This is a genomic window from Entomomonas sp. E7T21, from assembly GCF_058693955.1.
On sequence record NZ_CP191672.1, the window covers coordinates 1,576,322 to 1,589,762 of the forward strand.

A 13,441-nucleotide genomic window follows, 5' to 3' on the forward strand; every position below is an offset into this window, starting at 1 on the left:
AAAAGCCTTTTTTCCATTCAATTAATTTCTTTCTTATCAGTTATTATCTTTAGTAAGTTTTCTGCTGTAGTAGGTGAGTACAAGGCAAAACCTTGAACAACATCTATACCAATTTCTTTACAGAAATCATATTGCTTGTCGGTTTCTATGCCGCTCATTACGATCAACTTACCTGTAGAATGCCCTAACTTAGTTACAAGTTTTAGAAAAGCATTGGTAAACTGATCATCAATATTTTCTATATAATTACTTGATACTTGAATGGCATCAATAGGTAAATCGCGCATATTAATAAAAGAGGAGCTGCCAGAACCAAAATCGTTAAGCTCTACTTTAATATTTTTCTTTTGTAGTTCAGCGCATACTTGCAACATCTTTTCTATGGCATTAACAGCCATATTTTCATTCATACTGATGATGATATTGTTAAAGTTGACCTTAGATTTTTCTAGAATATGTTCTGCTCTTAAAACAATATCTTTTTGTTTAAATTGTTTGGGAGACATATTGGCGGTAATAGTAAAGTCTTCTAGTCCCTGTATATTATTGATAATATGACATAGTTTAGCTGCTTGTTCTAAAATCCAATCGCCTAAGGGAACAATAAGTCCAAGGTATTCTGCTAGGGGTAGGAACTGTTCAGGTAGAATTAAGTTACCTTTAGCATCAACCATTCGTATTAACGCTTCTGCACCAATAATTTTACCTGTTTGAGTATTAAGGTATGGTTGATAATATACAATAAATCCTTGGCAATCATTTTCTATTGCATTACGCAGTAGCGTTTCTATTTCTGAGCGTTTTATACTGTCACAAGCAAGCCCTTCTGTATAGAAAACAAAATTATTTTTACCTGTTTTTTTAGCTTGATACATAGCAAGATCAGCTTTTTTTATAATAGATCGAGAGTCATCACCATGTGCAGCAAACTTTACAACGCCAATAGAAAGAGAACAGTAAAACTCTTTACCCATTGCTGTCCAAGGCTTTTTAGTACGTTTTAGCAAATCGTTAAGATAGGAGTAGGCGAGGGTATCATCATCGGTATTAAGAATAATCACAAATTCATCACCACCAAAACGATAAACAGTAGCCTTTTCCGCAAAAAGTGCTTGTGCATAATTAGCAAAGCTGACTAATACCCCATCTCCAAAGTCGTGGCCATAACAGTCGTTGACGACTTTAAAATCATCAAGATCAATAAAGAATACATATCCCCCTTGTCCTGTTATTTCAGAGTTTTTTAAGGTATCTATAAGATCAGAGCCACAACGAAATCTATTAGGAAGGCCGGTAAGATAGTCTGTGAATGCCATCTTACGTATTTCTTCTTCTTGGTGTTTTAGTTTTTCTTCAGTATGTATCCTAAACAGCACATTCGAAATCATATTGGATATGTTTTTTAGAAAATTGGCGGTATCTTCATCCCATATACGGTGAATAATGCAATCATCAAAGCAAACAAAACCATAATGTTGACCATGTAAATAAACAGCAAAAATAGCAGAAGAGACTAGCCCCTCCTTCTCAAATTCTTCTTTACAATTTTCAGGAATTTCTCCTGCGTTGACTAGTAAAAAGCCAGTATTTTGGAGTGCTACATAAATTTCAGGCATCTCTGTTTCATAAGCCACTGCATAATCTAGGTCTTTAATAGAGGTTATATGCTTATTGAGCCATTCACATACTACTTTGCAGGTTTTATGATCTGGACTATCCTTAAATAGCAAAGCACGGCTAGTGTTCAGATAGCGACCAACACGTTCTAAAATAATTTGTAAGGACATTTCTAAATCAACATCATGCAAACTAAGTAAAATGTCATTCATCACGGCTTGTTGTTTAAAGTGGTTAATGGCAATATTGCGATCCACTTCAACAGTAGTTGTATTGAGTAATACAGAGTCTATACAGATTACATTACCAAGAGAGTCTCTATTAGTATGAGAGTATTCTGTTATATGGATACTTTCACCTTTTGCTGTAAGAATGCGGTAGCGCAATTTAAAGTCATCAAGTGACTTCATCATATAACTATTGGCTTGTTGCAGAACAACTACTCGATCATCAGGATGGATCATTGCATCCCAAGAGATAATACTATTCATTAAATCATTAGGATCAAATCCATATTGATTCACATTCTGTGATACATACCATACCTTCCATGCTCCATCTTCAAATGATAAGCGCATAGTGATAAAAGGATTGTTCTCAATAATTTGTTGGAAATCAATGGCTTTATTCATTAAGTATCTCTGTCAGATGATAGCAGGTAAGTGTCAGTAGTTGGCGTTGTAGAGTATTTAAACGGTACAACAGTTAATAATACAAACGTGTGCATTAGAAATTACTTTATTATTTGTCTCTTTGCTTCCTGCCTTATAAGAAGTTTATTATATTTTTGTAATAAAGGGAATAATAGTTACAAGACCATAGTAAAACTAGTTAACAGCCAATATATAGATATATTTATTGGGTAAATAAAAAATAGAAGAGGGCATAAATTATTTTATGCCTTTTCTATTAGAGAGGGTAATAAAAACTAAGTTAATCATGCACCTTTTTACCACTGATATTTAATTCCAACATTACCACCATAGCTTCTAGTAGAGTTTTCCCCAGTAATAACATTGAGTTGACCAAATGCTTGGATTTTACTGTTGATGTTGTATTGCACCCCCGTTTTTACTTCAAACAAGTTTTTAGCGCGATTACTATGGACTTCAGTTCCATCCATACTTACAGCAGTATATTTATTTTGATTCCAATAGTTAGTGGTTAAGAATAGTTTTGCATTTTCAACCTCTGCCTGTAAGCGGACGCCAAGTCTACTCCTTATTTGTCCCTTATCATTGTTGGTATGGATATGTGTACCATTGTCTTCTGTATAATTAAAGGAGCTACTATTGCCATAAATAATTTGTGCTTGTGGTTCAACTATCCATGTGGCTTGTTTGCTCTTATTCACTACAAAGCCATAGCCTGACTCAATGGAAAGGGTATGTCCCTGAGTATTAAATTTCTCTTGTGCTAAACCATGGCCATTTATTTGATTACGGAACCAATTATATTGGGCATAGCTGTCTATATATAAGCCACCTGACGTTGGGTCTTGATCGTACCAAGTAGCATAAATGCCTGCTGAATAGCCATCTGATTTACCTGTAGAGTGGTAGTCTTTTATACGAGAACTACTGGTAATATCACTTTTAGCATAAGCTGCCATGATTCCGAAGTGGAATTGATCATGTTGATAAAGATCTGTTCCTAAATGAACTAATTTACGTTTTACTTTATTTTTAAGTAAATCATTGTCACCTGCATAGTATTTATCATGAGCATATTCCACCCGCATCCATGAGGACTCATAACCATTATTTAATGTTTGTTGCCTATCATGGAAGCTATGATTAAAAGCTGCTATATTATTTTCTATTACTCCAATATAAGTAGCTGCTTCAGCCCTTAAATCTGAGCCTAATCCACCATCAGCTTTAGCATATTGAGAGCTTAAATACCAATTGTTTGGATCCGCACCTTTGGAAGCATCTCCTCTTACTAAGGAGTAATCATAAGCGCCTGCTACAATTCGTCCACTTTGGGTAAAGGTACCATTTGATGCACCTTGTACATTAATTAACTCAATACCTTGTATGGTTTGATCGCCTAAACCACCTAAATTATTAACTTTGACATAGCTAGAGCCTGATGTGTCACCAGTGATAATAAGTTTGTCTGTAGCAGAAGTATCATTGCCCAGTACTGTGTCAAAAATAATAGTACCGTTATTACCCTGATAATCACCATTAATAGTAAGTGTTGAGGGGGTTGATGTATTATATTGACCAATTGCAATAGTGCCTCCTGCATTTAACACAGTACTACCCACAGTGCCAATGCCTGTTAATGTACCACCATTATTAATGGTCATATCACCACCAAGGATACTGTTAACTTCTAAAACACCACCATTAACCACAGAGTGACCTATAAATTGACTAGTATCTCGGTTAAATACAGTTACCCCTGAATTATTTACTATAAAGCTACTAGTCGCATTACTACCTACCAATTCAGGGGTAAATTCATAAGTACCTGTATAATCGTTATGGTTAAATACAACAGCGCCTGTTCCTGCACCATAATTAACTTCTACCGCATCTAAAACGCCAACTTTTCCAGCATCACCTTTTATTATAAGGGTGCCTGTACTATCGGCTGAGTCAGTCAAGTTTAAGGTTCCAGTTCCTCCCATAAACTCATAGTCATAGGAAGTATAGCTTTCTCCTGTATCTGGATTATAATAATAATTATTTACTGAACGACCAACACCAAGGCTTACCACCCCACTATCATCAATGGTTAATATTCCTGTACCTCCAGCAGAGCCTAGTGTTAAAACGCCTTCCTCTGACCATTCATAGGAGTCAAGTACTCCTTCGCCAGAGGCTTTACCAGAAACTTCCCAGCGACTGTTTTCTCCTGATACTAGAATATTACCAGAACCATCACTTTTACCAACAACTGTCTCACCATAGGTGATTAAAAGACCACCATCTTTTATATTGACAAAACCTTGGCTGCCTGCGCCATCACCTACAACGAATCCCTTAAAGAAAATAGCTCGACTAGAAATTTTGGTAGGATTATTAGTACCATCAAAACCATCAAATTGTCCGGAAATATTTAATAGACCTGTACCGCCATCTTTACCAATCACAGCAGCATTTGCTGGTATTAAACCAACAGAAACAGATAGTTTGCCACCACCTAGTACATTTACAGTACCTACACTATTGGTACCATTTCCTAGAGTAAAAAAGTCGCTAGTATCATAGTCCATAACTGAACCATTAATATCTAAACTACCTCCATCTATAGTAACTGTCCCTGAACCACCATTAGTACCTACGTTTAAGGAGCTAGTAGCTACCGCTTCCCCTCCCATATATTGTTGATATATATTTTTACCTGAACCTAAGATATTAACAAAACCTTGGCTTTGCTGGCCATTACCTATGGTGACAGAGTTAAAGTCTATCGATATATGTTGATTGTTGCTATTTGTTGATGTGTCGTATGTGAATGTGCCGTTCCCGCCATTTTCACCTACTACAAGCGATGCCTCGGCACTAGATTGATTATGATAGGTTCCATCAGCTACACTTATATTCAGATTGCCCTTTTCTGAAGCGGCTCCACCAATAATTAACTTATTACCACCACTTCCAGCCCATTTGCTGAACCCATAAAAATCATCATCAAAAACAAGATTAGCTTGCCCACTATTGATGATAATATTTTCAGTAGACAAGTCAGGTACAGAACCTGTACTCCAGTTGCTATCATTCTTATAGTCGCTTGTTGAGCCATTCCAAATAGCATCTGCTACAGAATAAGATGAGATGACTGAAAGTACACCAATAAAAATCGGTTTTAGTATAAAGCGGGGATTTTTCATAGTAGGCAAGAGTAAAAGCTGAGTATTTCCTGTAAAAAGAACTATATATCTTATAAGATGAGTTATTATAACTATGAGTTCAAATGTTTTAATAAATTATATGTGATACAGTATACAGTTCAGATAAAAATAAACAAAACTAGCTATTTTTTTCTAAAATATTCACTAATTTCTCTACAGAATCTAATGTTAGTAAATCTTCAATAGGGATTTGTTTTTTAGACACTTTTTCAATTTCTGCCACAATATGGGCGAAGTCAACACTATCAATATCTTTCAAATCATCGATGGTGTGGCTCATTTTTATGCTCTCTTCTGGGATATTCAGAGATCTTGCTAAAATTGATCTTGCTAATTGTTGGTAATCCATTTTGCTATCTTTCATTGTAAACGGTTAATTTAAAGAGGTGTGTGTTAGGTATATTTCTGTAAATCTTTCTCGAGATACTTTGCCTGATGGTGTTAAAGGTAGGCCACCTGTTTGGACAAACACAATATCAGCTAATACACTAAATTGCTGGCTAATCTGTGCTTTAATTTTTTTAGCTAGCATTAAGTTATCTTGATGTTCTGCATCACATTGAATCATTACGACTAATTTTTCCTCTTGGTTAACTTCAATGCCCATTACAATAATATCTTCTGCTTTTAACCATGAGTTTGTATTGATAATGGATATTTTAATATCCTGTGCCCAAATATTACGACCACGAATTAAAATAACATCCTTTTTGCGCCCAAGAACAAACAAGTTTTGCTTATATAAATAGCCTATATCACCTGTATCAATATAGTTATCTATAGTAGATAGAGGAATACTTTGTGTTTGATTATGCAAAGCACCTGTTATAGTGTTTTTCTTAAAGAAAATACTGCCTACAGAACGGTCTGGTAATGACATATTGTTATCGTCAACTACTTTTAATTCACAATCAGGCAATACAGTGCCACAGGATACAATTTCTTTTTCTTCAAAAACATCTGTTACTACGGGGGCACCTGCTGTTTTGCCTGAAATAGCTAAGATAGCTTCTGTCATACCATAACTAGGTAAGAATGTTTGGTAGTTAAATCCATAGGGAGCATAAACTTGTTGAAATTTTTTCATGACTTCAATATGGATAGCATCGCCACCAATGCCAGCCACACGAAGAGAGGATAAATCTAACCCTGCAAAAGCTTTTTCATCAAATACCTTAATAGCTAATTGATAGGCAAACATGGGGGCATAAGTAATGGCTGTTTTATTGTCAGATATTAACTTTAACCAAAGAGCAGGGTTGCTAACAAAAGTTAGTGGAGAAAAACAATCTACTGATCGTTGACCATTAACAGAGGCTATAATAAAACCAATTAGCCCCATGTTGTGATAAAACGGTAACCATGATAATGAGCGATCATCAGCACGAAGTTTCATAACATCTTCTAACACCACCCGAACATGCTCACAAACATCATGATTATGTATGGTAACTCCTTTGGGTTGAGAAGTTGAGCCTGAGGAAAATTGAATAAAAGAGATACTATTATTCTCTATAGGGGAAAATTGCGATGTACTAGCAGTCAGTGATTGTTCGGTTGACTCTGCAGCTAGATTTTCAAAACTAATAAATTGCAAGTTAGTATTTTTTTCTGCAAAAAAAGTTTTAATTAATGCCTCTGAAGTTACTATAAATCTTGCATTTGTCAGTTTTACTAACTGAAGTGTTTTTTCAGCAAAAATACTGCGTTCAGCAGCTGAAGAAATCATTGGCAATGGACAAAGAATAACGCCTAGATATTGGCAAGCATAAAATATGACTAAAAACTCTGGTCTATTTTCAGCAATAACAGGTAAATGATCGCCTTTTTTAAATCCGATGGCTAATAATTGATGGGCCATTTTAATGGCTTGATTAAATAAATCGGCATAGGATAAAACACTGACTAATTCGGCTTGTGAATTATAAAAATTAAAACCAGATTCACCTTTAGCTGCATATTCTAAACCTTCAACTAAGCTTTTAAAGCCACTGGTTTTGAAAGGTAATACTTTATTTTGAGTAGGGGTTAATACTAAGCTATCCATAGTCGAAAGACCTTATTTAAAAGATGAAAATATAACAATATCTAAACGTTCACCATTGGCAGCAAGGCATTCCTTTTTCAAAACAGCCTCAAATGTAAATCTTGGATTATTGACAAAGCAAAATAACATCCGAACATTTTTTCTTAATATCCGAGCAACCATTTTTTCCATGCCACGATATAAATAAAAATAGTCTAATAATGCATCAATAGTAGCCCAAAAAACTTTTTTACCAGAATAGCCAGCTTCTCCTATACCACCTGCTGATAGATTACCCACTCTATGTTTTAAATCAGCATCAATGGTGTAAAAACCAATTAATAAATTTGTTTTTTGATCGAAAATACCAACAAAATAATTAGTAAGATTATTAAAGCTACGAATAAACTGTTTTAATGTTTCAGCAGAAAATCGTATACCAGCTAGATTTAAACCATCCATCATTTCCTGACTATTAAGCCAAGTTAAGAAACGATCATTTACATCACTCTCCACTAACGTCCGTAATACAAAATTATTGGTTTCAATGTATATAGGAGAGGGGGTTAAATTATTCATAGTGATACAAAGGCTCAGAGTAAGTAAATACTTTATATTATATAAAGAGTTAGTATACAACTACTTAAGAAATAACAATAGTTATGTATGGTTTTATTTTGTTAGACATTCAATTGTGGTGAAATTAGATGATCAGTATTTTAAAAATGACTTTTGATCATTTGATTCGTAGAGTTTATAAATAATAATTCTATGGTTGTGGTTTAATGCCAATTAAAGCTAATTATTATGGAATATTAAAAAGGGTATAAATAAAAAACCCTAGTTAATCGATTTAACTAGGGTTTGTATTTGGTGCGGACGGAGAGACTTGAACTCTCACACCTCTCGGTACTGGATTCTAAGTCCAGCGCGTCTACCAATTTCACCACGTCCGCATATTTGTGTGTAGTTAGTGGGGTGGACGATGGGGATCGAACCCACGACAACAGGAATCACAATCCTGTGCTCTACCAACTGAGCTACGCCCACCATTACAAACTACAATAACATACTTTGCTTAAAACTGCTCAGGCATTAAATGGCGCGCCCGGCAGGATTCGAACCTGCGACCACCCGCTTAGAAGGCGGGTGCTCTATCCAACTGAGCTACGGGCGCTCTATCAGAGCGTTAGGATCAAGAAAAAGACAACCTTAAAACCCTTTGCCCCATTGCTAAGCTATGTTCGTTAAGCGGGGCGCATAATAACTAGAATAATAGATTGAGTCAATGGTTTTTTATAAAAATAGTGATTTTTATTTGTTTGGATGGGGAGGATGTAAAAAATATAGAGTAATTAATTATTGTGTTGAAAATAGTTAGCCATTATCTAATTTTTTAGTTAATGCTAACTATTCATATATTTATGCTATTTTGATTTTTTCTTTTTCTTCTTAGAAGATGGATTATTTTGAGTTTTTGCTTGAGTTTGATTGTTAGGTTCTTTTTTTAAAGCGATTAAATGAAAGTGATCAATACCATCTTTCATTAAAGATTTACGCATAGTGATAATAACCATAAAACCAATTACTATCATTACAGTTGTAGCCATTCCCCCATAAATGAAACCAATTACAGCACAGAGCACAAAATAGGGTAGTGTGAAATAGATGGCCATTTTGCTTAGTTTTTCTGATTGTTCAAAGCGGCGATTAAGTGTTTGCAGTTCTTCATCAGACATAATGAGTTCACAGTTACAGCTTTTACATGCAATAGGTTGGTTAGCACGCAATGCTGCAATATCAGTATAGGTGGCTTGCCAAAGACTATCACAACGCCCACAATTGAAATCAGCATTTTTATAGAGGGGTGTATTGTGCGTGGTTTGTTGGTTGTTAGCCATTATTAACAATCCTTAATTAGCGCTTTATTTTAGAGAAATCGCTATATAATAAACGACAATTTTATTTTCTAATAGCCAATGTGACATTTTGAATAACTTTTAAAATATACAGTGATAAAAAATCGAGTATAGTCAGCTTATCAAATTATTTTCTTTATAAGGTTTTAAAAGTTTATATGAAATGGTTTAAACAGTATTTATTAGGCTTGTTATTAGTAAGTTGTACTTCTTTTGTTATGGCAAATAATGTAGATACAAGCAATCAACTTTTTAAAGCGGCAGGTTGGCCTGTGCAAATTGATCATTTTAATGATGCTTTACAGGCAATGCAGAAGCAATATCAAGCAGTATTACCACCTTTATTATATCAATCCATAGTGGTGAGTAGTAATCAGCGTTTTGAGCCTAGTGCGATGAAGCAAAAAGGGGAGTTGCAGTTACGCAATAAATTGACTAATCCTGAGACTGCTTTAACCTTCTTTGAGTCTGATTTGGGTAAAAAGGTTGTTCAAGCAGAAACAACGGCAACTACTAAGGAAGAGTTAAGGAAACGCCAAAATGGTGTGCCTGCTGTAGAGATTAGTAATGATAGAAGAGATTTATTTAAGCATTTAGCAAAATTGATTCCTTATGATCAAGCAACAGTAGAGGTTAGTGTTGCATTAACAAGCATTGCCAGTGATACCATTGATATGTGGCTACCAGGTATGGGGGCAGGTGATGCTTTAAAACAGATAACACCCACTAAACAACAAATTCAAAAGCAAGTAGATACTCAACTTGAAAATGTTTTAGTTTATGTATATCGTGATTTGTCAGATGCAGAGTTACAGCAGTTTATAAAATTTGCTGAGTCATCTGCAGGAAAAGACTATTATCAAGTAGCACAGGGCATTGTATTAGCTTGTGTAAACAAATAGTAACTTTTAATTACTGGTAATTTTGAACTTATAGTGTTTAATATTAAAAATTAATGATAAGGATTGATGATTAATAAAACTAATCAATACTATCAAATTAATTAATTTTTAATTATTAGTTAATGGCTATAGAATGTATTCCGTAAGTTACTAAAACCCAATAGAAGATTTTAAAAAAAAGGAGTGACACATGTCTCTTATTAATACTGAAGTAAAACCTTTTAAAGCTCAGGCTTATCATAATGGCGATTTTAAAGCAGTAACTGAGGCTGATTTAAAAGGCAAATGGTCTATTGTATTCTTTTACCCAGCTGACTTCACATTCGTTTGCCCAACTGAGTTAGGTGACTTAGCAGATAATTATGAAGAGTTCAAAAAATTAGGTGCAGAAATTTACTCTGTTTCTACTGACACTCATTTCACTCATAAAGCATGGCACGATACTTCTGATACTATCAAGAAAATTCAGTACCCAATGATTGCAGACCCAACAGGTGCTATCTCTCGTAACTTCCAAGTGATGATTGAAGAAGATGGTTTAGCAGAACGTGGTACTTTCGTAATCAATCCTGAAGGCGTTATCAAAATTGTTGAGCTACACGATGGTGGTATTGGTCGTGATGCTAAAGAACTTCTTCGTAAAGTTCAAGCTGCTAAATATGTTGCTGAGCATCCAGGTGAAGTATGTCCTGCTAAATGGACTCCAGGTGAAAAAACATTAGCACCTTCTTTAGATCTAGTTGGTAAGATCTAATCATTGAATAGGGTCTGCTCTTCGCTTCAAAGAGCAGACTACTGAAAGAGTTTAAAGGAAGCGTAAAGGCGCCTGGTTGTTTTTCGTCCGGGCGTTTTTTTGCCTATCTTATGCCAAGGAGAATCTCAAATGTTAGATGCAACTTTAAAAAGTCAATTAAAAACTTATCTCGAATGGTTAACTAAACCAATTGAGATTGTAGCCTCTTTGGATGATGGCGAAAAATCTCAAGAAATGTTAGGACTATTAAGAGAGATTGAACATCTTTCTGATAAAGTGAGTTTAAATATTGCAGGTGATGATAAACGTAAGCCTTCATTTGTTATCAAACGTGTAGGTGAAGCCATTGGTGAAATGCGCTTTGCTGGTATCCCTATGGGACATGAATTTACTTCTTTAGTGTTAGCGTTATTACAAGCAGGTGGTCATCCTCCTAAAGCAACACCAGAAGTGATAGAGCAAATTAAAGGTTTAAAGACTAAGCTTCACTTTGAAACTTATATTTCTTTATCTTGCCAAAACTGCCCAGATGTTGTGCAAGCATTAAATACAATGGCTGTATTAAATCCTAATATTAGCCATACGATGATTGATGGCGCAATATTTATGGATGAAGTAAGTCAGTTACAGATTATGTCTGTGCCAACTGTGCTATTAAATGATGAAACCTTTGGTCAAGGCCGTATGACTTTGCAAGAAATTCTTGCCAAAGTAGATACTGGTGCTAGCGTAAGGGAGGCAGAGAAGTTAAACACAAAGGAAGCTTTTGATGTGTTGATTGTAGGGGCTGGCCCTGCTGGTTCTGCGGCTGCTATCTATACAGCACGTAAAGGTATTCGTACTGGTCTTGTTGCTGAACGTTTAGGTGGCCAAATACAAGATACACTATGTATTGAGAACTTTATTGCAACGATTGAAACTGAAGGCCCTAAATTAGCTGCTCAATTAGAAGAGCATGTTAAAAGTTATAATGTAGATATAATGAGTTTGCAACGTGCTAACAAGTTAATTCCAGCTACAGAAGTAGGTGGTTTACATGAGGTACGTTTTGATAGTGGTGCAAGCTTAAAAGCTAAAACTGTTATCCTCTCAACAGGCGCTCGTTGGCGTGAAATGAATGTACCTGGTGAAAAAGAGTATCGTTCTAAAGGTGTAGCGTATTGTCCACATTGTGATGGCCCTTTATTTAAGGGTAAGAAAGTAGCAGTAGTGGGTGGTGGTAATTCGGGTGTTGAAGCCGCTATTGATTTGGCGGGTGTAGTTAGCCATGTAACGTTATTAGAGTTTGGTGCTGAATTGCGTGCTGATGCAGTATTACAGCAAAAATTAGCTTCTCTTCATAATGTAACCGTTATTAAAGAAGCACAAACAACAGAAGTATTAGGTGATGGTCAAAAAGTAGTAGGTTTAACTTATAAAGATCGTAAAACTGAAGAAATACATAAAGTTGATTTAGCGGGTGTGTTTGTTCAGATTGGATTAGTACCTAATACTGATTGGTTAAAAGGTACTGTAGAGTTAAGTCAACATGGTGAGATTATTATTGATAGTCGTGGTAAAACATCTGTCGATGGTATCTTTGCAGCAGGTGATGTTACAACAGTTCCTTATAAGCAAATTGTAATTGCTGTTGGTGAGGGTGCGAAAGCAGCCTTGGCATCATTTGATTATTTAATTCGCTCTGGTAAGTAGTTTTATTCCTTTCATACGTATTGCCCTGTATTATATACAGGGCTTTTTTATTATTTAAAATAAGGTTTTCTTAGCCAATTTTTAAAGATATAACAATAATCATATACTTTAAAAGGAATGGCTAATATCCAAACATCACTACTAAGACCAAATTGGGCAAAAACGGTAGTATGTAATGCTCTTATTTTAAGCAAAGAAATTTCTTTAATAGTACAGCTATTATTTTCGTTATGTAATTTATTATATTCATTAATAATATAACGAGCGTATTGATAAGCCATGGCTATTTTTATGTGATCTAATAAAATATTAGCATTAGCACTATTATTAATTATCAATCCTGTTTGCCATTTAGCCACTATTTGTAAATAACGATTAGTACAGAAACCAATAAAATTATTGCCTTTAGCGATATGTTTGGCTAGAGAGGCATATTTTAATCCTTGTTTTTCTAAAATTTTATAAATGGTTATAGCACTGTTTAAGGTATGTTTACTCATCTCAACTAATAATAGTTCTAGCACTTGTTTATTAATAGTGGGCATAATCCATACCTCATGCTTTTATTTGTATACTGCCAATATATTATATTCTTTAATTTCTGTAAATACAGAAATTAAAGAATAAATTGAATAATTTTTTAACGATTTGATTTATAATAAT

Annotated in this window: 10 protein-coding genes and 3 tRNA genes; 3 read left to right on the forward strand and 10 right to left on the reverse strand. The window is 34.8% G+C overall.

All coding sequences use genetic code 11. The features are described 5' to 3' along the window. Window positions 1-17: 17 nt before the first annotated feature. From ACQVD9_RS07595 to ACQVD9_RS07635, 9 genes are all read right to left on the reverse strand, one after another. Window positions 18-2,249, reverse strand: a complete 2,232-nt coding sequence (locus ACQVD9_RS07595) for a bifunctional diguanylate cyclase/phosphodiesterase (protein WP_264745453.1) — start codon at window positions 2,247-2,249, stop codon at window positions 18-20. A 317-nt stretch (window positions 2,250-2,566) separates the two neighbouring features. Beyond that, window positions 2,567-5,464 carry an autotransporter family protein gene (locus ACQVD9_RS07600; protein ID WP_264745454.1) on the reverse strand — a complete coding sequence of 966 codons (2,898 nt, stop codon included), beginning with the start codon at window positions 5,462-5,464 and terminating at the stop codon, window positions 2,567-2,569. A gap of 139 nt (window positions 5,465-5,603) precedes the next feature. Further along, window positions 5,604-5,849 carry an acyl carrier protein gene (locus tag ACQVD9_RS07605; protein ID WP_319804731.1) on the reverse strand — a complete coding sequence of 82 codons (246 nt, stop codon included), beginning with the start codon at window positions 5,847-5,849 and terminating at the stop codon, window positions 5,604-5,606. Between the two features lie 9 nt (window positions 5,850-5,858). Continuing rightward, window positions 5,859-7,532 carry an AMP-binding protein gene (locus tag ACQVD9_RS07610; RefSeq protein WP_264745456.1) on the reverse strand — a complete coding sequence of 558 codons (1,674 nt, stop codon included), beginning with the start codon at window positions 7,530-7,532 and terminating at the stop codon, window positions 5,859-5,861. 12 nt (window positions 7,533-7,544) lie between these two features. Beyond that, window positions 7,545-8,090, reverse strand: a complete 546-nt coding sequence (locus ACQVD9_RS07615; RefSeq protein ID WP_264745457.1) for a GNAT family N-acetyltransferase — start codon at window positions 8,088-8,090, stop codon at window positions 7,545-7,547. A 292-nt stretch (window positions 8,091-8,382) separates the two neighbouring features. After that, window positions 8,383-8,467: transfer RNA gene (locus ACQVD9_RS07620), tRNA-Leu, on the reverse strand. Between the two features lie 18 nt (window positions 8,468-8,485). Then, window positions 8,486-8,561, reverse strand: a tRNA-His gene (locus ACQVD9_RS07625). Window positions 8,562-8,611: 50 nt separating this feature from the next. After that, window positions 8,612-8,688: transfer RNA gene (locus tag ACQVD9_RS07630), tRNA-Arg, on the reverse strand. 250 nt (window positions 8,689-8,938) lie between these two features. After that, the gene (locus ACQVD9_RS07635) at window positions 8,939-9,412 is read right to left on the reverse strand and encodes a hypothetical protein (RefSeq protein WP_264745458.1); all 474 of its coding nucleotides are present in this window, start codon (window positions 9,410-9,412) and stop codon (window positions 8,939-8,941) included. A gap of 176 nt (window positions 9,413-9,588) precedes the next feature. On the opposite strand from ACQVD9_RS07635, the gene ACQVD9_RS07640 reads away from it, so the two are divergent. The 3 genes from ACQVD9_RS07640 to ahpF all read left to right on the forward strand — a co-directional run bounded on the left by ACQVD9_RS07640 (window position 9,589) and on the right by ahpF (window position 12,778). Next, window positions 9,589-10,332: a hypothetical protein gene (locus ACQVD9_RS07640; protein ID WP_264745459.1), complete on the forward strand. Its 744-nt coding sequence runs from the start codon at window positions 9,589-9,591 to the stop codon at window positions 10,330-10,332. A gap of 190 nt (window positions 10,333-10,522) precedes the next feature. After that, the gene (gene ahpC / locus ACQVD9_RS07645) at window positions 10,523-11,086 is read left to right on the forward strand and encodes an alkyl hydroperoxide reductase subunit C (RefSeq protein ID WP_264745460.1); all 564 of its coding nucleotides are present in this window, start codon (window positions 10,523-10,525) and stop codon (window positions 11,084-11,086) included. A 129-nt stretch (window positions 11,087-11,215) separates the two neighbouring features. After that, window positions 11,216-12,778, forward strand: a complete 1,563-nt coding sequence (gene ahpF, locus ACQVD9_RS07650) for an alkyl hydroperoxide reductase subunit F (protein WP_264745461.1) — start codon at window positions 11,216-11,218, stop codon at window positions 12,776-12,778. Window positions 12,779-12,828: 50 nt separating this feature from the next. Here the strand turns inward: ahpF and ACQVD9_RS07655 are convergent, their stop codons facing one another. Next, window positions 12,829-13,323 carry a hypothetical protein gene (locus ACQVD9_RS07655; RefSeq protein ID WP_264745462.1) on the reverse strand — a complete coding sequence of 165 codons (495 nt, stop codon included), beginning with the start codon at window positions 13,321-13,323 and terminating at the stop codon, window positions 12,829-12,831. Between the last annotated feature and the right edge of the window lie 118 nt (window positions 13,324-13,441).